23 protein-coding genes and 1 pseudogene are annotated in these 24,914 nt (G+C 67.1%); 14 read left to right on the forward strand and 10 right to left on the reverse strand.

Annotation, left to right across the window (positions count from 1 at the left end):
• Positions 1–31: 31 nt before the first annotated feature.
• On the forward strand, positions 32–1,348 hold the full coding sequence (locus OG714_RS31310) for a HupE/UreJ family protein (RefSeq protein ID WP_406125993.1): 1,317 nt from the start codon (positions 32–34) through the stop codon (positions 1,346–1,348).
• Positions 1,349–1,457: 109 nt separating this feature from the next.
• Here OG714_RS31310 and OG714_RS31315 read toward each other — a convergent pair.
• Positions 1,458–2,390 (reverse strand): annotated as a pseudogene (locus OG714_RS31315) (hydrolase); the annotation flags it as partial.
• Between the two features lie 350 nt (positions 2,391–2,740).
• On the opposite strand from OG714_RS31315, the gene OG714_RS31320 reads away from it, so the two are divergent.
• The 3 genes from OG714_RS31320 to OG714_RS31330 are packed head-to-tail and all read left to right on the forward strand — an operon-like array spanning position 2,741 to position 4,897.
• A complete protein-coding gene (locus OG714_RS31320; RefSeq protein ID WP_406125994.1) occupies positions 2,741–3,202 on the forward strand; it encodes a hypothetical protein in 462 nt (153 codons plus the stop codon).
• Positions 3,203–3,206: 4 nt separating this feature from the next.
• The gene (locus OG714_RS31325) at positions 3,207–4,547 is read left to right on the forward strand and encodes a hypothetical protein (protein WP_406125995.1); all 1,341 of its coding nucleotides are present in this window, start codon (positions 3,207–3,209) and stop codon (positions 4,545–4,547) included.
• Positions 4,544–4,897, forward strand: a complete 354-nt coding sequence (locus tag OG714_RS31330; protein ID WP_406125997.1) for a hypothetical protein — start codon at positions 4,544–4,546, stop codon at positions 4,895–4,897. The genes OG714_RS31325 and OG714_RS31330 overlap by 4 nt, the downstream gene beginning before the upstream one ends.
• Positions 4,898–5,031: 134 nt before the next feature.
• On the opposite strand, the gene OG714_RS31335 is transcribed toward OG714_RS31330, so the two are convergent.
• Positions 5,032–5,898, reverse strand: a complete 867-nt coding sequence (locus OG714_RS31335; protein ID WP_406125998.1) for a hypothetical protein — start codon at positions 5,896–5,898, stop codon at positions 5,032–5,034.
• A gap of 340 nt (positions 5,899–6,238) precedes the next feature.
• On the opposite strand from OG714_RS31335, the gene OG714_RS31340 reads away from it, so the two are divergent.
• Positions 6,239–6,841, forward strand: a complete 603-nt coding sequence (locus OG714_RS31340) for a nitroreductase family protein (RefSeq protein WP_406126000.1) — start codon at positions 6,239–6,241, stop codon at positions 6,839–6,841.
• Positions 6,842–6,862: 21 nt separating this feature from the next.
• On the opposite strand, the gene OG714_RS31345 is transcribed toward OG714_RS31340, so the two are convergent.
• The gene (locus tag OG714_RS31345) at positions 6,863–7,078 is read right to left on the reverse strand and encodes a DUF397 domain-containing protein (protein ID WP_406126002.1); all 216 of its coding nucleotides are present in this window, start codon (positions 7,076–7,078) and stop codon (positions 6,863–6,865) included.
• Positions 7,079–7,924: a helix-turn-helix domain-containing protein gene (locus tag OG714_RS31350; RefSeq protein ID WP_406126003.1), complete on the reverse strand. Its 846-nt coding sequence runs from the start codon at positions 7,922–7,924 to the stop codon at positions 7,079–7,081.
• Between the two features lie 218 nt (positions 7,925–8,142).
• Between OG714_RS31350 and OG714_RS31355 the strand changes: the two genes are divergently transcribed.
• Entirely contained in the window at positions 8,143–8,769 is a 627-nt protein-coding gene (locus OG714_RS31355) for an ATP-binding protein (protein ID WP_406126005.1), read from the forward strand.
• A gap of 22 nt (positions 8,770–8,791) precedes the next feature.
• Here the strand turns inward: OG714_RS31355 and OG714_RS31360 are convergent, their stop codons facing one another.
• Complete coding sequence (locus OG714_RS31360; RefSeq protein WP_406126007.1) at positions 8,792–9,670, reverse strand: helix-turn-helix domain-containing protein; 879 nt, start codon at positions 9,668–9,670, stop codon at positions 8,792–8,794.
• Between the two features lie 240 nt (positions 9,671–9,910).
• Here OG714_RS31360 and OG714_RS31365 point away from each other — a divergent pair, with 240 nt between their 5' ends.
• The 4 genes from OG714_RS31365 to OG714_RS31380 all read left to right on the forward strand — a co-directional run bounded on the left by OG714_RS31365 (position 9,911) and on the right by OG714_RS31380 (position 15,361).
• Positions 9,911–10,609, forward strand: a complete 699-nt coding sequence (locus OG714_RS31365) for a hypothetical protein (protein ID WP_406126009.1) — start codon at positions 9,911–9,913, stop codon at positions 10,607–10,609.
• Positions 10,610–10,628: 19 nt separating this feature from the next.
• Positions 10,629–12,065, forward strand: coding sequence for a hypothetical protein (locus OG714_RS31370; protein ID WP_406126011.1), 1,437 nt, complete (start codon positions 10,629–10,631; stop codon positions 12,063–12,065).
• On the forward strand, positions 12,062–13,879 hold the full coding sequence (locus OG714_RS31375) for a DEAD/DEAH box helicase (protein WP_406126013.1): 1,818 nt from the start codon (positions 12,062–12,064) through the stop codon (positions 13,877–13,879). The genes OG714_RS31370 and OG714_RS31375 overlap by 4 nt, the downstream gene beginning before the upstream one ends.
• A 153-nt stretch (positions 13,880–14,032) precedes the next feature.
• A complete protein-coding gene (locus OG714_RS31380; protein ID WP_406126015.1) occupies positions 14,033–15,361 on the forward strand; it encodes a DNA cytosine methyltransferase in 1,329 nt (442 codons plus the stop codon).
• Here the strand turns inward: OG714_RS31380 and OG714_RS31385 are convergent.
• From OG714_RS31385 to OG714_RS31400, 4 genes are all read right to left on the reverse strand, one after another.
• Positions 15,314–15,778, reverse strand: coding sequence for a very short patch repair endonuclease (locus tag OG714_RS31385; RefSeq protein WP_406126016.1), 465 nt, complete (start codon positions 15,776–15,778; stop codon positions 15,314–15,316). The genes OG714_RS31380 and OG714_RS31385 overlap by 48 nt on opposite strands.
• 103 nt (positions 15,779–15,881) lie before the next feature.
• Positions 15,882–16,892, reverse strand: coding sequence for an SEC-C domain-containing protein (locus OG714_RS31390; protein ID WP_406126018.1), 1,011 nt, complete (start codon positions 16,890–16,892; stop codon positions 15,882–15,884).
• Positions 16,893–17,045: 153 nt separating this feature from the next.
• Complete coding sequence (locus OG714_RS31395; protein WP_406132027.1) at positions 17,046–18,275, reverse strand: MFS transporter; 1,230 nt, start codon at positions 18,273–18,275, stop codon at positions 17,046–17,048.
• 41 nt (positions 18,276–18,316) lie between these two features.
• Positions 18,317–19,792 carry a beta-1,6-galactanase gene (locus tag OG714_RS31400; RefSeq protein ID WP_406126020.1) on the reverse strand — a complete coding sequence of 492 codons (1,476 nt, stop codon included), beginning with the start codon at positions 19,790–19,792 and terminating at the stop codon, positions 18,317–18,319.
• 227 nt (positions 19,793–20,019) lie between these two features.
• Here OG714_RS31400 and OG714_RS31405 point away from each other — a divergent pair, with 227 nt between their 5' ends.
• From OG714_RS31405 to OG714_RS31415, 3 genes are all read left to right on the forward strand, one after another.
• On the forward strand, positions 20,020–20,805 hold the full coding sequence (locus tag OG714_RS31405; RefSeq protein WP_406126022.1) for a class E sortase: 786 nt from the start codon (positions 20,020–20,022) through the stop codon (positions 20,803–20,805).
• 209 nt (positions 20,806–21,014) lie between these two features.
• Positions 21,015–21,647: an RNA polymerase sigma factor gene (locus OG714_RS31410; RefSeq protein WP_406132029.1), complete on the forward strand. Its 633-nt coding sequence runs from the start codon at positions 21,015–21,017 to the stop codon at positions 21,645–21,647.
• Positions 21,644–22,747 carry a CU044_5270 family protein gene (locus tag OG714_RS31415; RefSeq protein WP_406126024.1) on the forward strand — a complete coding sequence of 368 codons (1,104 nt, stop codon included), beginning with the start codon at positions 21,644–21,646 and terminating at the stop codon, positions 22,745–22,747. Before OG714_RS31410 ends, OG714_RS31415 begins: the two co-directional genes overlap by 4 nt.
• Before the next feature lie 121 nt (positions 22,748–22,868).
• On the opposite strand, the gene OG714_RS31420 is transcribed toward OG714_RS31415, so the two are convergent.
• A complete protein-coding gene (locus tag OG714_RS31420; RefSeq protein ID WP_406126026.1) occupies positions 22,869–24,266 on the reverse strand; it encodes an MFS transporter in 1,398 nt (465 codons plus the stop codon).
• A gap of 70 nt (positions 24,267–24,336) precedes the next feature.
• Between OG714_RS31420 and OG714_RS31425 the strand changes: the two genes are divergently transcribed.
• Positions 24,337–24,864, forward strand: coding sequence for a winged helix-turn-helix transcriptional regulator (locus OG714_RS31425; protein ID WP_406126028.1), 528 nt, complete (start codon positions 24,337–24,339; stop codon positions 24,862–24,864).
• Positions 24,865–24,914: the final 50 nt, after the last annotated feature.

Consider the following 24,914-nt stretch of genomic DNA (forward strand, 5'->3'; position numbering starts at 1 on the left):
AACTTGGCTGACCACAGCGCTACTTCGCCTGGTGGCCGGGATCGCGATCGCGGTACCGGCGGCGCTCCTGCTCGGAGCGTCGCCGGCCGCCGCGCACCCGATGCCGCACTCGGTGGTCCAACTCGACGTGTACCAGGCCTCGGTGACCGCGCGGCTGGCGCTGCCGGTCGACGACTTCTCCCGGGCGAGCGGCATCGACCTGAACACGATCGAGTCAACCGCCCTGCCTACGAGGGCCGTTGCGATCCGCACCTACCTCGCCAGGCACATCCACCCGACCACCCTCAAGGGCAAGGCGTGGCAGGTCACCATCGGCACGCTGAGCCTCAGCCGCACCGAACAGACCTCCACCGGCCCGTACCGCGAGCTGATCGCGAAGGCCGTACTCACCCCGCCGGCGGGCGCCGACGTACGGCACTTCACCCTCGACTACGACGTGATCGTGCACCAAGTAGTCACGCATGTAACGCTGGTGTCGGTTCGTCAGGACTGGGCCGCGGGTCGGGTCGAGGGCGACGGCGCCACGCAGGTCGGCACCATCCGCCTCGACGTCCGGCACATGAAGGTTCCGCCGCTGGTCGTCGACCTCGGTGAGGGCAGCGTCTGGCGTGGCTTCGTCGCGATGCTCGAACTGGGCGGCAACCACATCCTCACCGGCACCGACCACCTGCTGTTCCTGCTCATCCTGCTGCTCCCCGCACCGCTGTTGGCGGCCGGCGGGCGCTGGAACGGCCTGGCCGGCCCCCGCGCGGCCCTGTCCCGCATAGGCCTCATCACGCTGGCCTTCACCATCGGCCACTCCGTCGCGCTGGCCGCGACCGCCCTCACCCGCTTCGAGATTCCCGGCCGGCCGGTCGAGGCGTTCATCGCGGCCAGCATCCTCGTCGGCGCGGTCCACGCGATCCGTCCGTTGTTCCCCGGCAGGGAAGCGATCGTGGCGGGCGTCTTCGGCCTGGGCCACGGCATGGCCTTCTCGTTCGTACTCGCCGAAATGCACCTGTCCACAGCCCAGTTGGCGACCAGCCTCCTGGCCTTCAACCTGGGCATCGAACTGGTCCAACTCCTGCTGGTCTGCCTGGCGTTGCCGTCGCTGCTGGTCCTCGCGAGGTTGCGTGTGCAGCCCGCGCTGCGGGTGGGCGGCGCGCTGATCACGGCCACGGCGGCCGTCGGCTGGCTGGCGGATCGGTTGGGGCTGTCCAACCCCGTCGCGCGGGTGGCCGACAGTGCCGGATCGCATACGACGGGGATGCTGGTGGGGCTTGCGGTGGTGGCGGTGGCGGCGGGCGTATGGACGGTGGTCATGCGCCAGCGCCAGCGCGGGCTGGGGGAATTGGGGACGGCGACGTAGGGGACGTAGGAGACAAGGACGTAGGAGACGCGGATGCGGGCCGGGGTGTGTGATTCCCGGCCCGTACCCGTGCTCAATGGCTCCCGTACCCGTGCTCAGTGGCTCAAGAGGAGAGCCACTCCGTGGCGTTGAGGGCGAGGGCGGCGTTGGTGGCGCCGGTGTCGTTCCAGCCGTCGTAGAGCGTGTTGCCGGACTGGCCGGTGCCGTCGTCGATCGGTGAACTGTCGCCCCAGAACGCGACCTTGCCGCTGCCGAAGGTGCTGGTGGCGAAGAAGGCCCCGGTGTTGCCGGAGTAACCGCTGCGGTACAGAAGTCCCTTGGCGTTCGCGTTGTCGGCGGGCTTGAGGGTGGCCGTGGTGCCGTTGGCGATGAGGCTCTTGGTGACGGTGCCGAAGGAGCCGTGCAGCACGGCGTTGCCGCTGTCGCTGATCGCGGCCGGGTAGCCGGAGCTGATGTTCAGCGAGTCGATGGAGAGGCCGAACGGGTCGGTCGAGTCGACGCTGTTGTTGGTCATCAGGTCGTTGAGGATCTCGACCGCGTCGTAGCCGTCGTTGTTGCGGTCGGACCCGGTGTGGTCGGAGATCATGAACAGCCCGCCGCCGGCTTTCACGAAGTTCATGATGGCGGTCTTCTCGGCGGTCGTGAACTTGATGTTCGGCTCGGGCAGCACGAGCGTGTCGAAGTTCGACAGGTCGGTCGCCGACGAACCCCCGTAAGTGAGCGCGCTGGTGGCCGTCTTGAGGCTGTAGTCGCCGGTCTTCTGCAAGGCGATGCCCCACGAGGAGAGCGCTCCGGTCCAGTCCTTGTCGGAGGAGGGGGAGGAGTCCTGCGACAACGGGTCGGGCTTGCTTGTCGAGATGATCCAGTCCGCGTTGCCCGCCTCCTCGGCGTGGCCGTCGTCGAACAGGACGCGGTGTGTGGTGGCCGCGTGCGCGGGGGTGACGGTGGCCGCCTGCACGGCGGCTCCCGTGGCGAGCATGCCGAGGACGGTGAGAGCGGTGGTGAACCTACGAGGGGACGTGAAGGTGCGTGCGCGTGTCATGGACTTGCCAAGGCTGAGCATCCGGTGAACCTCCGTGGAGTGGGGGATTCCATCAGTGGGGGGTGGAATGGAGAGGGGGTGCGGGTGCTGCGGATGTCGCTGAATGTGGTGAATCTTCGCGCGTAGAACGGTAGTTGAGTGATCACCGATCGACACAAGGGAGGACGGTACACAGGAGATCGGGGGCGTCGGGAGGGGGTCTTGGCGGTTCACGTAGATCTCTTACTTGGCGACCTGGAGCCGACCTTTCTTGGTCAACTCTTGATCGTCCTTGACCTGTTCGTGGCAGACTTGGACGCGCGGGGTGTGTGTGCTCGCGCGATGTCACGGCTGAACGGGGGACGGGAATCGTGTCGTGGGACGAGGAATGGGCACAGCTCAAAGCGGACGCGCTGGCACGGCAACAGCCGTCGGCGCAGATGCGGTTGAACCAGTTGCCGGCCGATCAGGGCGGCTCGGCCGGCGGTCCGGCCGGTGGTGGCGCGGACGGGTTCTCCGTCAACGCGGGCTCGGTCGACGGTAGTTCGCATCTGCTCATCGAGATCGCGGGAGTCCTGTACGAGGGACGCATGGACGGGGAGAACGCCACGATGACCCGGGTGCCCCGATCGCACCCGGACGTGGCCTCGAACGTCGAGGCGTTCGCCCGGTTCGCCCAGGACCAGTACACGGACGCGGTCGTCCTGCTGGCCGCGCTGTCGGGCAAGCTGAAGTCGGCGAACAACGCGTACACGCAGTACGACGGTGACGTACGAGGGCAGCTGAACTCCGTTCTGGTGGCGGGCCGTTACACCGAACCAGGGAACCGGTGATCCCGTGGCCCACCGTGAGGACGTCGAGTTCCTGGAGGACGCGAACCCGGCGCTCATCGGCCGTAGTGCCGCGGAGTTCACGCGTTTGCACAAGCTGATCGACACCACCGACGACGCCTTCCGTAAGGCGGTGAAGGTGGACTGGCGGAGCGACGCCCGCGAGTTGTACGCGAAGCGGCTGAGCGAGGCCAAGGATCTCACCGACGCCCTGTCGGAAGCCTTCCGCAGAGTGGGGAACGCCCTCACGGCGTACGCGGACGCGGTCACCACGGCCAAGAGCCACTACAAGAGCGGCAAAGCCAGCGAAGGCAAACTGTCCGAGGTGATGTCGCGGGAGGCCACCGCCGTCACCCCGACCGCCCGCGCCGCGGAGCCCATGAGGCAGTGGGAGGACCTCCGGGCCACCACGGGCGTCATGGATTGGTTCGCGGAACTGACGGTCGACATCGACGCGATCCGCGAGGACGCCGAGCGCTACTACAACCAGACCAGTGGCCACTACGGCGACGCCCTGCGCGTGGAGTCCGAGGCGCGCGAGACGTGCGTCGCGGACATCAAGGCCGCCAACCGTTCCCTTCCCGACTTCCAGAGCCCCATCGCGGACCCGGGTCAGTTCCTCAGGAACCTCGGCCCGTTGCAGGCCGAGGCCCGTCAGGCGAGCGACAACCCGTACGCCCAACTCCCGGGCGCCGGGCCGAAGGTGGACTCGATCCCCACCATGGGCGGGAACGTCGTGGTCAACGAGACGCTGTCCCGCATCCAGACCCGCATAGACGGATTGCCGGGCGGCGCCGAGGGCAACAACTACTGGCTGCCGTCCAACTCCGACGAGAGCCGCCGCCAGTACATCTCGGCCAACAGCGCCGTCATCAAGGCCGCCGCCCAGGACGCGGGCCTGCCGCCCGAGATGGTCGCCGGCATCGCCTGGCAGGAGGTCGAGGGCGATCCGGGCGTCCTCGACGACCTGGCCTACGAGGGCCGCAAGGTCCTCCCCTTCAGCGAGGATTCCGACCGCACCTCGATGGGACCCATGTCCATCCAGGTCCGCCGCGCCGCCGAGGTCCTCGGCTACGACCCGAACCACCTCACCGACATGCAGCGGGACGTCGTGGTGGACTCGATCAAGGACCCGGCCAAGAACATCTTCATCTCCTCGGAGTACCTGGCCCAGCTCAAGGCGGAGAGCGGCTTCGCGGATGTCCCCCCGGATCAGATGACCCGAGCCCAGCTACAGGAGCTGGCCGCTCGCTACAACGGCGGTCCCTACTATGAGGACCCCGCCGCCCAGGCTTACGGTCGCGGCTTCGACCGCAAGCTGGACGACGCCAAGGAGGCCCTGAAGTGACCAGCCCTGTCCGCCCCCCGACCCCCCACGCGGACGTACGGGCGCCCCGCCCCCCGCGCACCCGCGTCGCGTCCGCGCTCTGCGCCCTCGTCCTCACCCTGGGCCACCTGGTGACGGCCTACCTGACGCTTCTGGCCTACGCGGCCGACCCTGCGGGCCCCTGGGACAGCGAGACGGTCGCCCACTCGAACTTCGCGGCGGGCACCGCCCTGGCGCTCACGGCGGTTGCGGCGGGGCTGAGTTGGGCGTTCGTCAAGGCCGGATGGGTGCGCCGGTGGTGGTACGCGGTTCCGGCGGGGCTGGCGGTCGCGGCGGTGCTTCGGCTCACGTTGCTGGCTCCGGAGCTCTGACCGGTCGGTTCGGGGAAGAGGGGGGTGCCGGGCGCCGTGATGGAGGCGACCCGGCACCGGAGCACTGACGTGCGGTACTGACATGTGGTGCTGACGTGTGGTGCTGATGTGTTGTGGTGCTGCCGAACCGCCGCTTACCGGACGTCGACGAAGTCGCCGGGCGCTGTCGCCGCGGCGGTGGTGGCGGTGCCCGCGAAGACGTAGCGGTAGTAACCGTCGACCGTGGCCTTCGTGGTGGTCTTCAGGACGCCGGTGCTGTTGGTCTTGACCGTCTTGAGGGTGGTGTAAGTGCTGCTGCTCTTCTTACGGAACTGGAGCTTCACGGGCTGGGACACGTACCCCGCGTACTTGCCCGTCGACCAGTTCGCGCGGGCCAGCTTGCCCGTGACCGTGATGGTCTTGCCCTTCTTGACCGGCTCCGGCGTGGCGTTGGCGGTCAGCGTGGAGGCCTTCTTGATCGCGGCGGTGGCGACGTCGTCGTTGTAACTGGCGTTCGCGTACAGGTCCCAGGCCCCCAGGAACAGCTTCCAGGTCCCGGCCGCGCCGTTGTCCTTCATGTCGGTGGCGGGGTGGATGTTGAAGACGGCCTTGCAGGTGTACGTGCCCTGGGTCGCCGTCTCCGTGCAGTTGGGGTCGTCGTCCGTCCCCAGCCCGCCGGTGATGCCGTCCGTGGTCGAACTGTCGGTGCCCTGCCACAGGAAGGCCTCGGTGAGGGCGACGCCGCTCGCGTTCGTGGCGGTGTACGTGACGGTCACGGACTTCGTGCCGGTGGTACCGAGGACGATGTCCTTGCCCCCGTTGATGACAGCGTGCGAGAACTTGGTGTTGCCCAACGAGTCCCTGGGCTGAACGGACTCCGAGCGAACGGACTTCGAGGCGAAGGAGCTGAGCCCCGCCTCCACACCCGGACGCTCCGCCGCCTGGGCGGCCACCGGAAGAGCGAGCGCGGACAGAACGACGGCACCGGAGACAACGGCGGCGGCTGCAACGCGTATACGCATGAATCCCCCCACGGAAACCTGAGAGGCCCGCCCAAGTCTCCCCTTGGCCGGGCCTGTTGATCTCCGCATCATATGGACCCAGGTCGGAAATGGTGAAGATCTCTTGTGCAATAAGTGCGTAACGGGCTAGTAGGGCTTGGGGAGTTGGCGGCGCCCAGGCTCACGGTCGCGGCTTCGAACACCGGACACTCCTGGCTCCGGGGCTCTGACCTCCGGTCGGAAACGGGCGGTGGGAAGCGGCCGACGTCCTCAAATCTGCTCGGCAGCGCACGTCGTCCGCGGCTGGGCAGTGGCCCAACAGCACCAGACGCTCCGGCAGTTGGTGGCAGGATCTGCCGACATGGAATTCTCCGAGGTGGTCCGCCGGCGACGCATGATCCGTCACTACTCCGACAAGCCGCTGACCCCGGAGGTGACCGAACGCATCCTCGCCTCCGCACTACGAGCCCCCTCGGCCGGCTTCTCCCAGGGCTGGGCCTTCCTCGCCCTGACCGACCCGGCCGACCGCGCCCGCTTCTGGCCGTTCGTGCCGACTCGGGTGGAGAACACCCCGACGATGCAGTACGCCCCACTGGTCGTGGTACCCCTGGCGCACAAGGCCGCCTACCTGGCGCGCTACGCCGAACCCGACAAGGGCTGGGAGGACCGCGCCGAAGCCCGCTGGCCCGCGCCGTACTGGTACATCGACACGGGCATGGCCTCCCTGCTGATGCTCCTGACCGCGGTCGACGAAGGCCTCGACGCCTGCTTCTTCGGCATCATGCCGGAGCATCTGGGGCCGTTCCGGGCGGAGTTCGGGGTGCCGGAGGAGTACGACCCGATCGGCGGGATCACGGTCGGGTACCGGGCGGAGGATGCTCCCGAGCAGAGCGGGCGGGTCGAGGAACGGCGACGGGGCGTGGGGGATGTTGTTCATCGGGGGCAGTGGGGGCGGCAGGCCTGAGAGTGAATCGCTAGTCCGCCATCAGTGCTCTCTCAAGCCTCCTCGCCCCAACTCGCCTATCAGGCAATGCCAGGCTCCGGCTCGGACTGCGACGACAGGACCGTTTGCCTGCTTGGAGTCCCGCACGAGCACCCCAGCCGGGGTGAAGGCTGCCTCAACGCACTCGGTCGTATTGGCGCCGCTGTACGACGACTTGAACCAGGCGGGTTCGGACACAGCCTGTGGGCCGACAGACATTCACAGCTCCTTGCGGGCGCGATGGATCATCGTGGAGGAAGCCTCCATGTCCAACGCTTGTGCACGCAGATACTCGAACGCAAGTCTGTATCGGCTCAGTTCCTCCTCCTTCTCCAGAAAGAGGGAGCCCGTATGGAAGTCGACGTAGACCACGTCGAGGGTCGGCTCGGTGCCGCCGATGATGACGAAGCTGCCGAGCGCGGCACCGTGGGCGCCTTGAGAGAAGGGCAGCACCTGAAGCGTGATGTGAGGCGACTCGTTGGCTTCGAGGAGCCTGTCGAGCTGCTCTCTCATGGTCTGCGGCGATCCGACGACGCGGCGGATCACTGACTCATCGAGGATCGCCCAGAGCCGCGGGGGCTTCGGGCGAGTGAGGATCTCCTGCCGTTGCATGCGGATGTCGACCAGCCGCTCGATCTCGGTGGTCTCCAGGGGCACTTCGTTGGCCTTCTGCAGTGCGGTGCTGTAGGCGCGCGTCTGCAAGAGGCCGGGAACATAGACACAGGCGAAGTGATTCTCATGCACGGCCTCGTCTTCGAGCGTGAGCAGCAGGTTCATGCTCTCCGGGATGGAGTCGGCGAACGAGTTCCACCAGCCCTGCTGCTTGGCGTCCTTCGCCAGCCCGACAACGGCCTTGCGCTCGGACTCAGTTGCTCCGTACTCGCGGCACAGTGCATCAATGACGAGCCACTTGACCGGCCCGGCCTGGGTCTCGTACCTGCTGACCGTCGCCTTGGATACGCCAACGAGCCCACCTGCCTCTTCAAGGGTCATCCCCTTTCGGGCGCGCAACTTTCGCATCATCGCGCCTAGTTGGCGGCGGCGGGTTGTGGTCCGTTCGGACATTGGGCTCCTTCGCCATACACCGGGCGGCAGGCCCGGGGATCCTCATCAGGCTAGGCAGCGGATCAGCAGGCCCACCATCAGATTCACCCGATAGGTTCTCATGAGAAGTTACACAGTGAGAGTTCTCTATGTCATGCTCGCTCATAGACCGCTACGCAGTGCAGCCGTACAGACACGGCAGACGCAGCATGAGCGTGGCTAGGGAGGGAGGAATGGTCATGTCTGGCTACGAAGTCAGCGAACCTCGACTCCGGTGTGTGCTGCCATTTGAGGCGGCGCCGGCGGAAGTGCGCCTGCTTCGCAAGGCGGTAGTCAAGCAGTTGAGCCGCTGGGGCGCGCCCGTTGCTGTCGACGAGGCGGAACTGCTCGTCACGGAGCTGGCGACAAACGTCGTCAAGCATGTCGGCGAGGGCTCATCGGCGACCCTGATCCTTGAGTGGAGGGGTGGGCGGCTCCGCCTTGAAGTTCACGACAAGAGCCAGGCGATGCCCTCTCTCAAGTCTGCGGACTGCGACGAGGAGTGCGGACGCGGCCTCCACCTGCTTGCGGCGCTTGCCGCGGACTGGGGGACGGTCCTGACCGCAGTGGGTAAGGCGGTCTGGTGCGAGATCTCGATCGGCGCGGGGCGCGCATGTCGGCGAATTGAGCGGGCTGTTGAGGTACTTGAGAAGTACCAGGAGGCCGGCAGCGGTCTTGCCCTGCGCCGAACGGGACGGGTGGCAGGTCTCGGCGAGTCGGCCGTCGAGCTGATCGCGGATCTCCTTCACTGGACCGCCGCCCAGGGGCATGACCCGGACGACATCCTTGACCGCGCCCAGATGCACTACGAAGCGGAGGCTGCCTGATTCGCCATTGCGGCGCCGGCGGCTATCTGAGTGCTGCCCGCAATACCGCGCCGGCATCGTCCGAGGCGCCCCGCTCGTGGAGTTCCAGGGCCACCTGCATGACGTCTTGATCGCCTTGGTCCCGGCCATAGATGTGGATCAAGTTGTCAGCCAGGTGATGCAGTTGCTGTTGCCGGAGAGTGAGAAGGACCAGTGTGGTCTCGGCTGGACTGAGGACTTCCGTTGTCTGACGGAGCAGGGTCAGCGCCGCGTCCTGTCGGCCACCGTCATCCAGCTCCCCTGCCTGTGCCGCCACCTGCCGTGCCGCCGCCATATCCTTCTGGCTCCGCTGCCGGTCCCTTCTCCGGCGAGGGACCGGCAGCGGAGCCTGGAGTGGCTGAACTGTAAGACGTGCCTGCAGGCCGGCTTTGGCCGCGTCCAGTTCCGCGACGTCCGCCCGAAGCGCCGCGGCTTCGCGTCTTAAGGCGTCCGCTTCCGCAGCGGATTGACGTGTGAGCGAATCGATTCGCTTGCTCAGGTCGGTACATGTACTGCAGTGCTTGCGCTCCGCCGCTGCCACTGCGCGACGGGCCATAAGGTCCTCCAGAGCTACGCCGCCGACATCTTCGTTGCTCGCGGCGTCTGAGCATGCGGCCTTGTACAGCGTCTCGATGAACTCCGGGCCGGGGACGGTCTGGCCGCTTAGGAATCGGGACAGTGAACTGGGGTTGCTGTGCAGGCGTTTTGCCGCCTCTGCCTGTGTAAGTTCCTTATTTCCTGATTCGGTCGAAACTTCCGGCTTCAGTCGACAACACAGACTGCGGAGTTCGATGGCGAGAGCCCGCTTGCCAGGGGGAACGTCACTGCGGAACTCCTTCTCTATCCAACCGCGTTCACCTCTGGTGCCCCCGCCTGGTGTCATGCCCCTCTGCCTCCCCGTTCCAAGACCCCGCACTGCTCCGGCAATTGTGCCTTACCGGTCACGCGGGGCATGTTCTTGCTCTTTAGCGAGCAAGCGTTCCGGCACTGGACTTTCATTCGGTCTGTGGTGTCAAACTGAATGTGCCGCCCGAGAAGCGGGGGACGCGGAACCATGTATGCGCTGCTGGTTGCATCAGTCATGCAACGCGGTGTGCTGCATGCGACTTGACCGGAGGCGCTGATGGCATTGCCGTCCTATCAGGACACGAAGATCGGAAGTATGGCGCGGGGAGCGCTGTGGCTGATCGCGGTGGTGGGGGAGGGGAACATCTTCACCAAGGCCCAGTTGCGTGAGGCGTTCCCGGATGTCGCGCAGATCGACAGGCGGTTGAGGGACCTCCGTGATCACGACTGGCGTATTGATACGAGCCGTGACGACCCCTCGTTGCTCCAGCAGGAACAGCGGTTCGTGACCCGAGGAGCCGACGTCTGGATTCCGGGCAAGTCGAAGGCTCCGAAGCACAAGAACAGCCTCACCGCCGCACAGCGCGCGAAGGTCCTGCACGATGACAACAACTTGTGCCGGTCGTGCGGCGTCGGGGCCGGCGAGGGCTACGAAGACGGTGGCGGCGTCGAACTCGCGAAGCTGAACGTGTCGCGCCGCAAGGTGCTTCACGCCGATGGAACCGAGGAGTACCAGCTCGTCACCGAGTGCAAGAGGTGTGGGGTTGGCGGCGGCACGGACCGTGAGGTCGACCTTGGAGCACTGCTGGACCTCGTGGAGGATCTTGCTCCCCTGGAGCAGAAGCTCTTCGCCAAGTGGATCGCCGCTGATCAGCGGACCTTCAGCCCGATTGAGAAAGTGTGGGGCATCTACCGGACCCTGCCCCAGGAGTCCCGTGCCGCCGTGGCCCAGGCCATCGACGACATGATCGGTTAGACGAGAGGACAGGAAAGTCATGCTGCGGGAATTCCCGCCGCCGCCGCGGGCGGCTGAGTTCAGCGAGCTCATCAAGAAGAGGCTGGAGGAGGTGAGGGCCACGGGAGGCACTCGGGAGACCGTTTCGGTCGACTGGAATGGGCAGCAGGCGTATGTCGATGTGATCGACCTTCCGCTCAACGGCCTCTACCTCAATCCCGGCACGCACCGTATCCGTGCGCAGAGGACCCACAACCCTCTCCGGGACCAGACTCTGGAAAAGGATCCCTTTGGTGAGGACGGCCAGGACTACCTGCGTTCCCTGTTGCAGGCCCGCCCCACCAATCCAGACCTGCGTGATCCTGACTTCGACAAGCTGAAGGAAGACCTGCTCAAGTTCGGCCAGAACGACCCCGGACTGGTCACTCACCACGGTGTTCTGGTGAACGGCAACACACGAGCCGTCGCACTGAGGGAACTTGGTGTGCAGTTCATGCGCGTGGGTGTGTTGCCGCCGTCTTTCACTCAGGCGGACATTGATGCCGTTGAACTGGCTCTCCAGCTCCGTCTCGACCAGCGGCGTGACTACACGTACGTCAACCGGCTGATTGCGATGGAGGAGCAGGCGTCGCTGGGGCGGACGCCTGAGCAGATCGCCAAGGAGTTCCGGATCAGGACGTCGACGTACCACCAGGAACGGTGGATCCTCAGCACGATCAAGGAGCTGAACGACCGCAGTAAAGGTGGCGGGGGCGTGGCTCTCCGGCTGGTTGACTGGGAAGGAGCCCAGGAAAGCCTCAAGGAACTGCAGCGCTTGTACGTGAAGCTGGAGACCCTTGACCGGGACCAGGCGGAGATCCTGAAGGAGTGGCGGCTGGCCGCGATTCTTCTGGATTTCTCGAAGACGGATGTGCGCCATATCGACGAGGAGTTCCTGAAGCACGGGTATCTGAGCGAGTCCCTGCCCGTGGACCTGCGGGAAGACGGAAGTGCAGGCCCGCAGCCGGCGGCCGTGTCCGTTCCCGGTCTTGATCTGGAGGTGCCTGCGGCTTCGTCGGCTGTGTCGACTGCCCGGGCGTTGAATGACCGGATCCTTCGTGCGGCGGCAGTTGTCCGCACGGGGCAGACGGAACTCCCGGACAGTGAGAAGGCCAAGGCGCAGGCTCTGCTCGACGAGGTGAAGGACGCCTTCGACAAGGCCATCGACAGTCACGGCCGGGATGCCCGGGTCCGCAAGCGTAAGCAGTTGGCTCCAGCTCGCCTCGCTGACGCCTGCGCCAACATCGATCAGTGCGTTACTGACCTCGTTCAGGCCCGTACGTCGCAGAGCCTTGATGAGGAAGCCTTCGACGAGGCTGTGGTCAAGCTTCGCGGCAGTCTCCGGAAGCTTGCCCAGCAGGCCGGCCGTGGTATCCCGAACCCTGGTGACGGTGTCTCCTGGCTCCTTGCGGCCGTCGCTGCGGAGGGACTTCAGTGACGGAGAGCGCAACGGAAACGTCCCTGCACTTGGGGTTCGACGCGACGCGTACGCGTGTGGTACTGAAGACCACCGATCAGTACAGGCAGGATCTCGTCCAGCTGGCCGCCCGGTTCCGTACCGGCGGCCAGCTTGGCCCGCTGACGGCTTCGGTCGCCCTTGACGAACTCCTCGCGGATCTTGGTGTCCTCAGCAGCTGGCCCCACCACGTGGGTGTCGAATGGGCGCCAGAGCTTCGGAGTCTTGTGGCTGGCGTGGTCCAGGACGCCAACACAGTCAAGGGTCGGTTGGCAGGGACTGGGGCGTATCCAGAAATCGCCTCTGCTGATGTTTTGAGCCTGCTCGGTGATACCTGGGAAGCAGAACTCAATTCCTTCCAGCGTCGGGATATCGCGAAGCTGCTTTCACTGGGCCACGGAGCCAACTTCAGCGTTCCTGGGGCGGGAAAGACTCGCGTGGCGCTCGCTGTTTACGCCGCGCAGAAAGCTCAGCAGAAGGTCAGCAGGGTCCTCGTCGTATGTCCCAAGTCGGCCTATGAATCCTGGCGTTACGAGACTGCGGTGTGCTTCAGCTATCCGCTGCGGACCCATGTACTTGACGGTTCCCTTGACCAGTGGGCCGAGGTGCTCATCGTCAACTATGAGAGGCTCGACCGGTCGCTCTCGCTTCTGGCGGGCTGGTTGAAGTCGGCCCCTTCGATGATCATTCTCGATGAAGCGCACAGGATGAAGCTCGGGGCGCGCGGCACATACGGTGCCGCATGCATGGCGCTCGGCCCTCTGGCGGAGCGCAGGCTGATTCTGACCGGAACACCGGCTCCGAACGGATCCAAGGATCTTGAGAACCTGCTGGGCTTCGTCTGGCCAGGTCACGGGCAGCGTGCGGTGGTACAGGCCGTAGCCGGCGGAAATCTCTCCCAGGCGAGCGCGGTACTCAGGCCACTGTTCACCAGGACGACCAAACAGGAACTCGGCTTGCCGCCGATGAGACTTCGTACGCGGTACGTCGACATGCCGGACCTGCACGCCGAGATCTATAGCTCCTTGGTGGGAGGTATGAGCAGCGGTGCGGCTCGCGAGGATCTCAGCTCTCTGGGTAAGTCCGCTCTGCGGCTTCTCATGGCGGCGACGAGCCCGGCGTTGCTGCTGGAGGGAGCCACTCGCTATGAGCCGCTTGCCTACCAACTGCCCCCGCTGGAGATCCCTCTGGGTAGTTCGCTGTACTCCCTGATGCAGGATCTCCCTGACTACGAACTGTCGCCCAAGTACAAGGAAGTAGTGGCGATCGTCGCGGAGAACGCCAGACAGGGCCGTAAGACGCTGGTCTGGACGACGTTCGTACGGAGCTTGACGACCTTGGCGCAGATGATGGATAAGTACAGTCCGGCAGTGGTGTATGGCGGCACGCCGGACCGGGATGAGCAGTTGCGACGCTTCCGCGAGGATCCGAGTTGCACGGTGCTGATCTCCAACCCCGCGACGCTGGGCGAAGGTATCAGCCTCCACCACATCTGCCACGATGCTGTTTACGTCGACCGCGACTTCATGGCCGGGCGCTTTCTGCAGAGCCTTGACCGGATCCACCGCCTTGGACTGGCTCCTGATACCGAGACACGGGTCACGGTGCTCGCGGCGCGTAACACCATTGATGAGGTAGTCGAGGTGCGGCTGGAACAGAAGCTTGAGTTCATGGGCAAGATCCTTGATGACCCTACGGTGCAGCAGCTTGCAGACCTGGAAGAAGAGCCCTCGGTAGCGGCCGGTCTTGCAACGAGTGACATGGAGGCGCTGCTGCGGCACATGGGGAGCCGGTAGCTCTGAGAGACTTACCTTGTCGCCCCGGCCCCGAACACCTTCGGAGGTCTGGGGCAATGGGAGACTCGTGTGTCAAGTGTCCAAGAGTCGGCACGCGATCATGGCGTCTGGGACACTTGGGATCGGATTTGAGTCACTCCCGGAAGGAGCGCCATGCGTGCCAGCGGCCGTCAGCGTCCGCAGTTCGCCCAGCCGTTGACCTCTTTGGAGATCTGTGCTGGAGCAGGCGGGCAAGCCGTTGGGCTGCATAACGCCGGGTTTGACCACTTGGGTCTCGTTGAGTGGGATCCGCATGCTGTGCGGACGCTCAGGGCGAACGTTGGCGCTTGGCCGGGATGGGGCGGAAAGCGTACCGAAACGCTCGAATCCATGGATGTGAAGGAATTCCTTGGTTCCAAGGTGCATAAAAGCCTCGGTCTCAAGGAGGGGCAGCTCGATTTGTTTGCCGGCGGCGTGCCGTGCCCTCCCTTTTCTCTGGCAGGAAAAAGATTGGGGAAGGATGACGAGCGTGATCTTTTCCCGGATGCTTTGAGGATCGTCAGGGCCCTGATGCCTAAGGCGGTAATGATTGAGAATGTCCGGGGGATTTTGGAGCCTCCAGAGGTTTTCATTGACTATCGCAGAGATATTTTGAATGAACTCCGTGAACTCGGCTATGCGATTCCTGGAATCGACAAGCACCTTTCTGCCGAAGAGCAGGACCGGGTCATGCGCAAAGTCTGGCGCCGGATGGATGCGAATAATTTTGGCGTTCCCCAACTCCGCCCCAGGGCCATCCTTGTTGCGATTCGCGAAGATATTCTAAAATCTACGGATGTTCAATTTGTGTGGCCTGTCCGGCTCGATGGGAAACAGGCAACGGTAGTTGATGAGCTAGCCGAGAGTATGGAGCTGCGCTGCCGGGACTATTGGAACAAGAATCAGGACGGGCACCGGGCGAAGGCTGGTGATCGTACGGGGCGGCTCGTGTACGGGGACTGGCTACGCAAGGCTACTGAGGCTGCGGAGGCGGGCAAGGGAATCGCCCCGACCCTGGTGGGAGGATCAAAAAAGCATGGTGGCGCTGACCTGGGGCCCACTAGGGCTAAGCGTGCCTGGGAAGCGCTAGGTGTCGACGCCATGGGTGTCGCGAATGACCCTGAGGAGTGCGACCCCGAGCGCGACCTCTTCCGTCCAGTTGGTCCCATGCTGACTGTTCAGCAGACAGCCGTGATCCAGGGATTCCCGCTCGATTGGAAATTCCAGGGGAAGAAAACGGCTAGGTACCGGCAGGTAGGAAACGCCTTCCCTCCGCCTGTGGCTGAGGCTGTAGGGCGGGCCATTGGTGCTGTTCTGCGTCCAGAGCAGCGGGATGACCTACTTCACGGATACGAGTTGGAAACCGGTGGGGCTGCATCCAGCGTGTCAGACTCGGAGCAGATGGCGCTGCCGGTTTCAGGGGTGTCGAGAGTTCGTCGCCCGGCGCGCAGCAACCGCAGCTGAGATCGTGGTGGCGCAGACGTCTGACGGCTCGTGCTCCCAGAAACGGAGCACGAGCCAGCCGGCTTCCTTGAGTCGTTCGTCAGTATCACGGTCTCGCTCTACGTTGCGAACAACTTTTTCCGACCAGTAGCCTGAGTTCGTTTTCGGCGGAACGTAGTGTTCGGGGCAGCCGTGCCAGTAACAGCCGTCGATGAATACGGCAACTTTGACCGGGCGGAATACCAGGTCTGCTGTGCGGCGAAGGTCCGGTAGGGGGCGAGCGGAGACGCGGTATCGCAATCCTTGGGCATGAACCAGCCGACGGACCAGCTTTTCTGGCTTCGTGTCACGGCTCCGAATCGCCTGCATGTTACGGCGACGGGCTGCGGACGAAGCCCAGGAACCTTCTGGCGCTTCCCACTTGGGATCTTCGGACACACCGCAGAGCGTAGTCCGACGGGAGAGTGGATGGGGACGGGGGATATGGCTCGGGCTTGCGGCCCTTCTGTGCCCAACCGTCCCCTGCCGCCGCCATCACCCCTCAGGCCCCGTGACACTCCCCATAAGCCCGCCCCGACCCACACCAACAAGAAGCCCCCCGCTGAGGCGGCCAAACCACAGCCCGCCCCCGCGCAGCGAGCGTCGTCGCATACTGCGGCAACAAGTCGGCATCCCCAGGCGAAGCCCCCTCGGACGCAGCGAACGCCTCGTAGGAAGGCACCGTCCCGGTAACGATCCCAAGGTTCGGCGTCCCGCTGGCCGCCAGCTCCCGAAGCGACCCCTCTATCGTCGCGAGGTGCTCCTCGTGCGACGGATACTCCACCGCGAGGGACTCGTACGCCCCCACCAGCTCAGCCAACTCCCCCTCCGGCCAGTGCAACACAGCCACCGGGAACGGCCGCGACAACGCCTCCCGGAACGCCCCCAACTCCGCCCGCAGCCGCGAGATCTCGGCCTCAAGCTCCGCCGGGTTGTCGGACCCCAGTGACCACACCCTCTTCGGATCGTGCAGCTCGTCCAGCGATACCGACGACGAGTGCAACGTGTCCGCCAGCGTGTCCCACTCGTCGTGCGACACGCCCAGCATGCGTCGTACCCGGTGTCGGCCGAACAGCAACGGGTGGGTGGAGTAAGGGGGTTCGGGGACGTCGGTCAGGAGCAGCGTCACGCCCTCCGTGAACGTCTCCTGCGCCGCCTCCAACTCGTCGTGGGACTCCAGGGACTCCGCGACGATCACCCAGGGGGCGGCATCGCGAGGGGCTCCTGTCCGCACCCCGTCGATGATGGCCCTGGCCTCGGCCTCGTGGCCGTACTCCCAGAGGTTCGAGGCCTTGAGGGCCCGTACCAGATGCGGGGTTTCCAGGGCGTCCGCCGATGACAGCAGGCGGTCGTAGAGCGCGGTGGCGGCGGGGCGGTCGCCGGCCAGTTCCAGGTGGGCCGCGGCCTGGAGGAGCAGAGCTTCGGCGTCCTCGGGGTAGCGGGCGGCGGTCCGCTCCAGGCGGGCCGCTTCGGCGGAGTGGTCGACGTTCTCGGCGGGCGTGTCGGGGCGCATGAACGACACGGTACTGCCGATGCCGACGCAGATGGCGGCAAGGGCAGAGATATGCCCAGGTCGGCCGGTGAGAGTGGAGTGGGGGAGCGGTGAGGGACCCGCCGGGGGGCGTCCCGCGGGGAACGCCGGGTGGCTTCCCGGTTTCCGCCAGTTCTACGGCCCCTTCGTTTCTACGATCTCTCCATCTCCCGTTGCTTCACCCGACGCCCTATCCGACGCCCCATCCACCCCCACCCCACTCCCGCCACCCACAACCCCTCCCACCCACACCGCAACCCCCATGACCCCCAACCCCACCCCCACGATCCCCGCCCCCACATACAACGGAGCCGCGTACCCCCACCCCGCACTGATCACCAGGCCCCCCGCCCACGCCCCCACCGCGTTCCCCACATTCGACGCGGACACGTTCGCGCTGGCCGCCAGCGGTACGCCCCCCGCCGCGTCCGTGACCCGCGTGATCATCCCGGGCACCGTCGCGAACCCGAACACGCCCAGGAGGAAGACCAGGATCACCGAGGCGGGGCGGCTGCTCGCCAGCAGTCCGAAGACGGTCAGCGTCGTCATCAGGCCAGCCAGGGACACGATCAGGGTCAGGTCCCTGTCGCGATCCGCGCCCCGCCCGCCCGCGATGTTGCCGACGACCAGCCCCGTGCCGTAGACCATCAACAGCCACGCCACATCCGTCGTCGAGAAACCCGCGACCCGTGTGAAGGTGTACGCGAGGTAGCTGAACGCGCCGAACATGCCGCCGTAGCCGAGGGCTGTGGCCGTCAACGTCAGCCATACCTGGGTGGACCGGAAGGAGCGGAGTTGAGTGCGGAGGTCCGCCCCTCCACCCTTCGCTCCCGCCCATGCCGGAACCAGTACGGCTATCGCCACCAGCGCGACCGCCCCGATCGCCGTGATCGCCCAGAACGTCGCCCGCCAGCCCCACCGTTCGCCGACGAGCGCGCCGAACGGTACGCCCAGCACGTTCGCCACCGTCAGGCCGGCGAACATCGTGGCGACCGCGCGGGAGGCCCGTTCGGGAGGGACAAGGCGGCGGGCGACGAGGGAGCCGATGCCGAAGAACGAGCCGTGGCAGAGGGCCGCCACCACGCGGCCGAGCATCATCACGCCGTAGTCGGGGGCGAGCGCCGACAGCAGGTTTCCTGCGACGAACAGGGCCACCAGGCCTACCAGGACCGGCTTTTGGGGTAGTCCGGCTGTTGCCGCCGTCACCGCGATCGCGCCCACCGCGACCGTCAGGGCGTAGCCGGAGATCAGCCAGCCCGCGGCGGCGGTGGACACGTGCAGGCTGCGGCCGACCTGCGGGAGCAGCCCGGCGATCACGAACTCGGTCAGACCGATTCCGAAACCGCCGAGCGCCAGCGCCGGCAGGCCGAACCGCCCGCCGCCGTAACGGAGTTGGGGCGCCGGGGTCAGATCACCACCCCGTCGATCTGCAACGTCTGCACCGCCCCCGCCGCGAACGTCGCGCTCACCGTCTTCCCGCTCACATACGTGTCCGAGTGGGAGGCGTACAGATCGCCGCCGCCACCCGTCACCGTGTTCCAGCGCGGGACCAGGCCGCCCGAACCGCCCGCCACCGTCGTGAACTTGGATAGGTCGAAGGTCAACTTCGTCGACGACGAGCCCGTGTTGGCGGCGACGATCACCAGCCGCTTCGCCGACGCGTCGTAACCCGCCGCCGCGTAGCTCACGCCCGTGTCCAGGATGGTCATGCCGGGGCGGATGTGGCGGCTGAACTGGGCCATCACGTAGTACTTCGTCTGCACGGCGCCGGCCGCGAGCGTGCTCTGGTCGTACGCGATCATCGCCCAGCCCGAACTCGGGTCCATGACCTGCCAGTACGTCCACGCCGTGGGGTGCAGCCAGCGGAAGTCGTAGAGCAGGTTGCTCGCCATCGTCAGGCCCGTGGAGTCGCTGTCGCCGGTCTCGGAGTTCCAGAGGGCCTTGCCCGCCGTCGTCACCACGTCCGTGTAGAGCAGGTCCCTACGGCCGCCCGAGCCCTGGTAGCCGTGGACGTTGACGCGGTTGACGTACCCCTTCGTCGTCGAGCTGAAGGCGCTCCAGGTCGTGCGCGCGAGGTCGTAGCTCGTCTCGTCGGACGCCGAGATCTTCGTGCTCGTCAGGCCTCGGCTGTTCAACTCGCTGCGGACGTAGGGGAGTACGGCCGCCTGGACCGTCGAGTCCATGTGGCAGCCCTCCTGCGTGCCGGTCGCCGTCCACCAGCTCGACGAGGGCTCGTTGAAGGCCTCGACCGTCGCGAAGTTCACTCCCCAGTTGTTCTTCGCGTAGAGGGCGACGGACGCCAGGTGGGAGGCGTGCTGGCGGTAGTTCCAGGTCTGGAGGTTGTTGCCGCCGCCGGAGGCGCCCGACGGGTTGTGGTTCGAACACATCCACCACATGGGGGAGTTGGCGAACAGTTCGGTGGTGGCCCCGCGTGACGTCGCCTTCACCAGCATCGCCCGCTGGGTCGCGTCCGCGGTCCAGTCCCAGGCCGAGGACGTGGGGTCCTCGTTGTTCCAGTCCTGCCAGTAGCCCTCGATCTGCTTGAACGCGGGGATGTTCGCGGAGGCGACCATCGACTCGCCGCTCACCGAGTTCCAGCTGCACGCGCCGAGGTTGTAGCGGGCGATGTTCAGGCCGAGGCCCGGCAGCGAAGTACCGTTGTACGTCGTCGACTTGGTGGTGAAGAAGATGTCGGCGAAGTCGTCCCGGGCGCCGAAGACGTTCGCCCACCAGGCGAGCGAGGTGCCCCAGCCCTCCCAAGTGCCGTATTTCGTCGCCGGGTTGACCGCGATCGTCGCGTCGGCGCGTGCGGTACCGGTCGCCAGGGCGGTGCCGAGGAGCCCACCGCCCGCTGCGGCCAGCAGGGTTCTGCGTCGGATCATCTCTACTCCCGATTCGCTCAACCGCCGGTCGTCCCACCGGCGTCGGCCATCCCCCCGGCTCGTGCCAACAGGAAGCATCGGGTGTGGTAGGTGAGGTTGTCGAGGGTTGTGTCACCCCTTTCTAAAACCCGTGTACGAACGTGTGCGGAGGCTCGAACGGGCGCCTCTACGGCCAACCAGGGCCACGGGTCTGGTGAGTTCGGGAACCGGCCCTTATCGTGCGGCGCATGCGGGTCCCCGTCGTGCAGCACCACAGCCGTCGGCGCCGTGCGCTGCGCCGCCGCGCCCTGTGGACCGGCGGCGAGTTCCTCGTCACCGCCGGGGTCGTCCTGCTGCTCCTCGTCGTCCACCAGCTGTGGTGGACCAACCGCGAGGCCCGCCGCGACGCCGACCACCAAGTACAGGCCCTGGAACGGCAATGGGCGACACCCGGTGCGGTGAGCGGCGGCTCCCCTTCGTCCAGCACCGGCCTGGCAGGCGGCAGTTCACCGCGCCCGAGTACCGCAGCCGGTGGCTCAACCACGCACACCGGTTCCGCAGGTTCCACCACCCCCCGCCGCTCCCAGGCCTACGCCGTCCTCACCATCCCCCGCCTCCACCTCCGCGTCCCGATCGCGGAGGGCGTCAGCAAGCAGAACGTGCTCAACAAGGGGTACGTCGGCCACTACCCCGGCACCCAACAGCCAGGACAGGCAGGGAACTTCGCGCTCGCCGGGCACCGCAACACCCACGGCGAACCCTTCCGGTACCTCCCGCGACTGCGCGTGAAGGACACCGTCCAGGTCGAGACGAGCGCGGCCACCTTCACCTACACGGTCGACAAGATCCTGCCGCAGACCTCCGCCGCCGACTCCGGCGTCATCCGGCCGATCCCGCGCTCGATCGTCAAGCCGTCCTACGGCTACAGCCGCCCCGGGTACTACATCACCCTCACCACCTGCACCCCGGAGTTCACCTCCCGGTACCGCATGGTCGTGTGGGGCACGCTCACCTCGATGCGACCCCGCACGTGACACTGGGGGTCCGTGAACCCGATCCGTGAACCCGATTCCGGTCAGCAGGCAAGTACTGGGTGAACGCTGTCCCTTTCCTCTGACCACACGGACCGCCGATGACCGATTCCGACCCACTGTGCCGCCCCTCCTGGGGGAGCAGCACCACGAGACCGGACGCCACGAGACCGGACGCCACGAGCCCGGACTCCAAGAGACCGGACACCGCGATCGCGGACACCGCGCAGCCGGACGCCGTGCTGGTCGCGGCGTCGCTCGACGAACCCGAGCGCTTCGCCGTGCTGTTCGACCGTCACGCGCCCACCATCCATCAGTACGTCGCCCGGCGCCTCGGCCGTGACGCGGCCGACGACGTCACCGCCGAGACCTTCCTGACGGCCTTCCGGATAAGGGCCCGCTACGACAGCGGGCGGGCCGGTGTCCGCCCCTGGCTGCACGGCATCGCGGCCAAGCTGATCAGCCGGCACCGCCGTGAGGAGGTCAGGGCGCTGAAGCTGCTCGCCCGCACCGGCCGCGACCCGGTGGCCGAGACGTGGACCGACTCCGCCGACGACCGCGTCACCGCGCAGGCCGCGTCCCGGCCCCTGGCCAAGGCGCTGGCCGCCCTCTCCGAGGGGGACCGGCACGCCCTTCTGCTGTTCGCCTGGGCCGACTTCACCTACCAGGAGATCGCCGAGGCCCTCGACATCCCGGTCGGCACCGTCCGCTCCCGGCTCAACCGGGCCCGCAGGAAACTGCGCGTCACGGCGGGGCCGTACAGCCCGCTCGGCGAGTCCGGCGAGATCGCCGGTGCCGCCGTCCCACCGCTCGAACCGCACGTATCAGAAGGTGATCCCGCATGAACGAGTCGGCCGATGCACGCGCCCTGCGCACCGACGTCCCCTTGCGTGCGGACGTCCCCCTGCCCGACAGCGACCGGCTCGCGCCCCAACGCGCCCTGCTCACCGAGGCGTTCCGGCAGGAGGCCGCCGCCCGGAACCGTCCGCGTCCCACCATGGCCGTGCTGCCCAGCCGCAGGTTCGTCCTGCTGACCGCGGCGGCGGCCACGGGCCTCGTCGTCACCGGCGGGGCCGTGGTCTCCCTCACCCAAGACACCCCGTCCGCCGCCCCCACGCCGTCCGCCACCTCCGGCGGCCGTCAGCTGCTGTCCGCGCAGGCCTCGGCCGACACCCTCGAACTGGCCGCCGCCACCGTAGAGAAGATCGGCGCCACCGAGCCCGGCCCCAAGCAGTGGGTCTACGAGAAGACCACCTCCTTCGACCAGGGGACCCCCCAGAGCGCGGAGCAGTGGACCCGCTGGGACGGCACGGGCTCCGCGAGCCTGCCCGGTTTCCCACGCGCGGGAGACACATCGACCTTCGACCCGAACAGACTCCAGGTCTGGTACGGCCCCAACCAGGAGGAGAAGTGGAAGAAGGAGGGCTACGACGACCGGTCCCAGCGCCAGTTCTACCGCTTCCTCGCGACGCTCCCGAGCGACCCGGACCGCATGATGGCCGCGATCCGCAAGGAGCACGCCATCGGCGACATCAAGGGGGAGACCGCGGCCCAGCGCGACTGGCGGGAGATCGACGTCCTCTACCGTTCCGTCCTGATCCCGCCGAACGCGCAGGCCGGCCTGTTCCGGGCGCTCGCCAAGATTCCCGGCGCCCGGGTGGAGAAGGGCATCAAGGATCCCATCGGGCGAACGGCCATCGGCGTCACCGTGACCTACGCGACGCGCACCGCCTCGGGCTCGCAGGGCAAGCAGGAACTGTTCTTCGACCCGAAGACGTACGCGTACCTGGGGGAGACCAACCACGCTGCGCCGGCCAAGATCCCCAAGGGAGCCGACGGCCGCCCGTACGCGGTGGCGTCGCCCGCGCCGGGCACGGACCCCGACGAGATGACCACGGCCCGCGCCGCCTGGGGCGTCGTGAACAAGCCGGGGGAGCGGCCCTGAGATACACCCGGGGAGCGCCCCTGAGACACACCGGGGGCGCCCCTGAGACGCGCCGGGACGGGTGCGGGCGCGGACGGCCCACCCCCACCCCCGCACACCCGGCCGGGTACGGGCAGACACCTCACGCCCGCTCCCGCAACACCCCCACACTCACCGCGGCCACCACCGCGAGCCCCGCCGACACCACCATCGCGATGTCCGCACCGCGCGCGAGTCCGCCGCCCGCCGACGTGGCGATCGCGATGGTCAGCGCGACCCCGGCGCATGAGCCGATGTACCGGAACGTCTGCTGCGCGCCGGAGCCCATCGCGGCCCGCGCCGCCGGTACCGACTCGACGGACAGCAGCGGCAGCGCGGCGTTCAGCAGGCCGCTGCCCACGCCCGCGATCACCAGTCCCGGCAGCAGTCGTGTCCAGGAACCGGAGTCCAGGGCGCCCAGCATCGTCAGGACGCCGGCCGCGTGGAGGACGAAACCCAGGGCGAGTTGGTGCCTGGAGGAGATACGGCCGGCGAGGCGGCGGGCCTGGAGGGCGACCGCGAAGGACAGGCCCGACCAGAGGAGGAACAGCCACGCCGTGTCCATCGCGGACAGGCCCAGCGTCTGCTGCAACAGCGCCGGCAGGAAGCTGAACAGGCCGATCACCGCGAAGCCCGTGAACAGGCCGCCCGCCGACGAGGCGAGGAAGGGGCGGTGGCGCAGCAGGCTCAGGTCGATCATCGGGGTGGCGCCCCGGCGCTCGACCAGCGCGAAGACGCCGACGAGCACCACGGCCGCCAGCAACAGCAGGCCCACCTGCGCCCGCAGCCAGCCGTCGCGGCCCAGCGTGAGGGCGGCGACGAGGGCGACCAGGGCCAGCCCGAAGGTGACCGCTCCGGCGAGGTCGGGGCGTCCGCCGCGCGGCGCGCGGGACTCGGACAGGGTGCGGATGCCGAGGGCCGCCACGACGATCGCCGCCGCGCCGAGCACGGCGTAGATCAGTCGCCAGTCCGGCATCGCGCCCGCTACCAGCGGGCCGACGGCTATGCCGCCGCTGACGAACGCGCCCCACACGCCGGTCGCGTGCAGGCGGCCGCGCGGGGTCGGGAAGGCGTGCACGATCAGGCCCAGGCCGCTGGCGAGCAGCGCCGCGCTGGACGCGCCCTGTGCGATACGGGTCAGCGTGAACAGCCAGGTCGAGGAGGTGAGTGCGGACAGCGCCGTGGTGATGCCGAGCGCGAAGGTGCCGGCGAGGAAGATCCGGCGCCGGCCGTAGTCGTCGGCGAGGCTGCCCGCGACCAGGAGCAGCGCGGCAAGGCCGAGCGGGGTGCCGTTCAGGAGCCAGGCCTGGGCGGAGAGCGGGGTGTGCAGGGCGGCGGCGATGTCGGGGAGCGTGACCATCGGCGCGGTGTACGTCATCAGTGCCACGGCGGTGGCCGCGCTGGTCAGGGCGAGGGTGGCGCGGGGGTGCGGCACGCTCACCTCGGTGACCTCGTGCTTTTCGGGAACCTCGGCGAGGGTTCGTTCACTGAACCTAGTCATGTGGAGTACCGTAGCACTGAAGGTTCGTTCATTGAACCTACTTCTCGAAAACGTGGCTAAGGTGGGTGGCATGTCACTGGGCAAGGACTACGCGGGACAGCAGTGCTCGATGGCCGGCGCGCTGGAGGTGGTCGGCGAGCGCTGGACGCTGCTCGTCATCCGCGACGCCCTCTACGGCGTACGGCGCTACAACGACTTCCTGGCCCACCTCGGCATCCCGCGCGCGGTCCTCGCCAGCCGCCTCCAGGCACTCACCGCCGAGGGCATCCTCGAAAAGCGCCGCTACCAGGAGTCCCCGCCGCGCGACGAGTACGTCATCACCGAGCGCGGGATCGCCCTGTGGCCGGTGCTGCGCTCGCTCGGCCGGTGGAAGCGCGAGCAGTACGAGGAGACGCAGCTGCGCTACTTCCGGCACGCGGACTGCGGCACCGAACTCGGCTCCTACGGCGAGTGCCCCACCTGCGCCGTCGTCGTCCCCGTCGCGGATGTCGTCGTGGACCCGGGCCCCGGACTCGATCCGGACCCGGCGGACCCGGTCAGCCGGGCGCTCCTCAAGCCGAGGCGACTGCTTCAGCCGATCGAGAGCGACCCGGTATAAGCGATCCGGTATAACGGACAGCACGAGAACGGCGTTCGGGAGAGGGGGCG

The sequence above is a fragment of the Streptomyces sp. NBC_00989 genome, assembly GCF_045162655.1.
Lineage (GTDB): Bacteria > Actinomycetota > Actinomycetes > Streptomycetales > Streptomycetaceae > Streptomyces.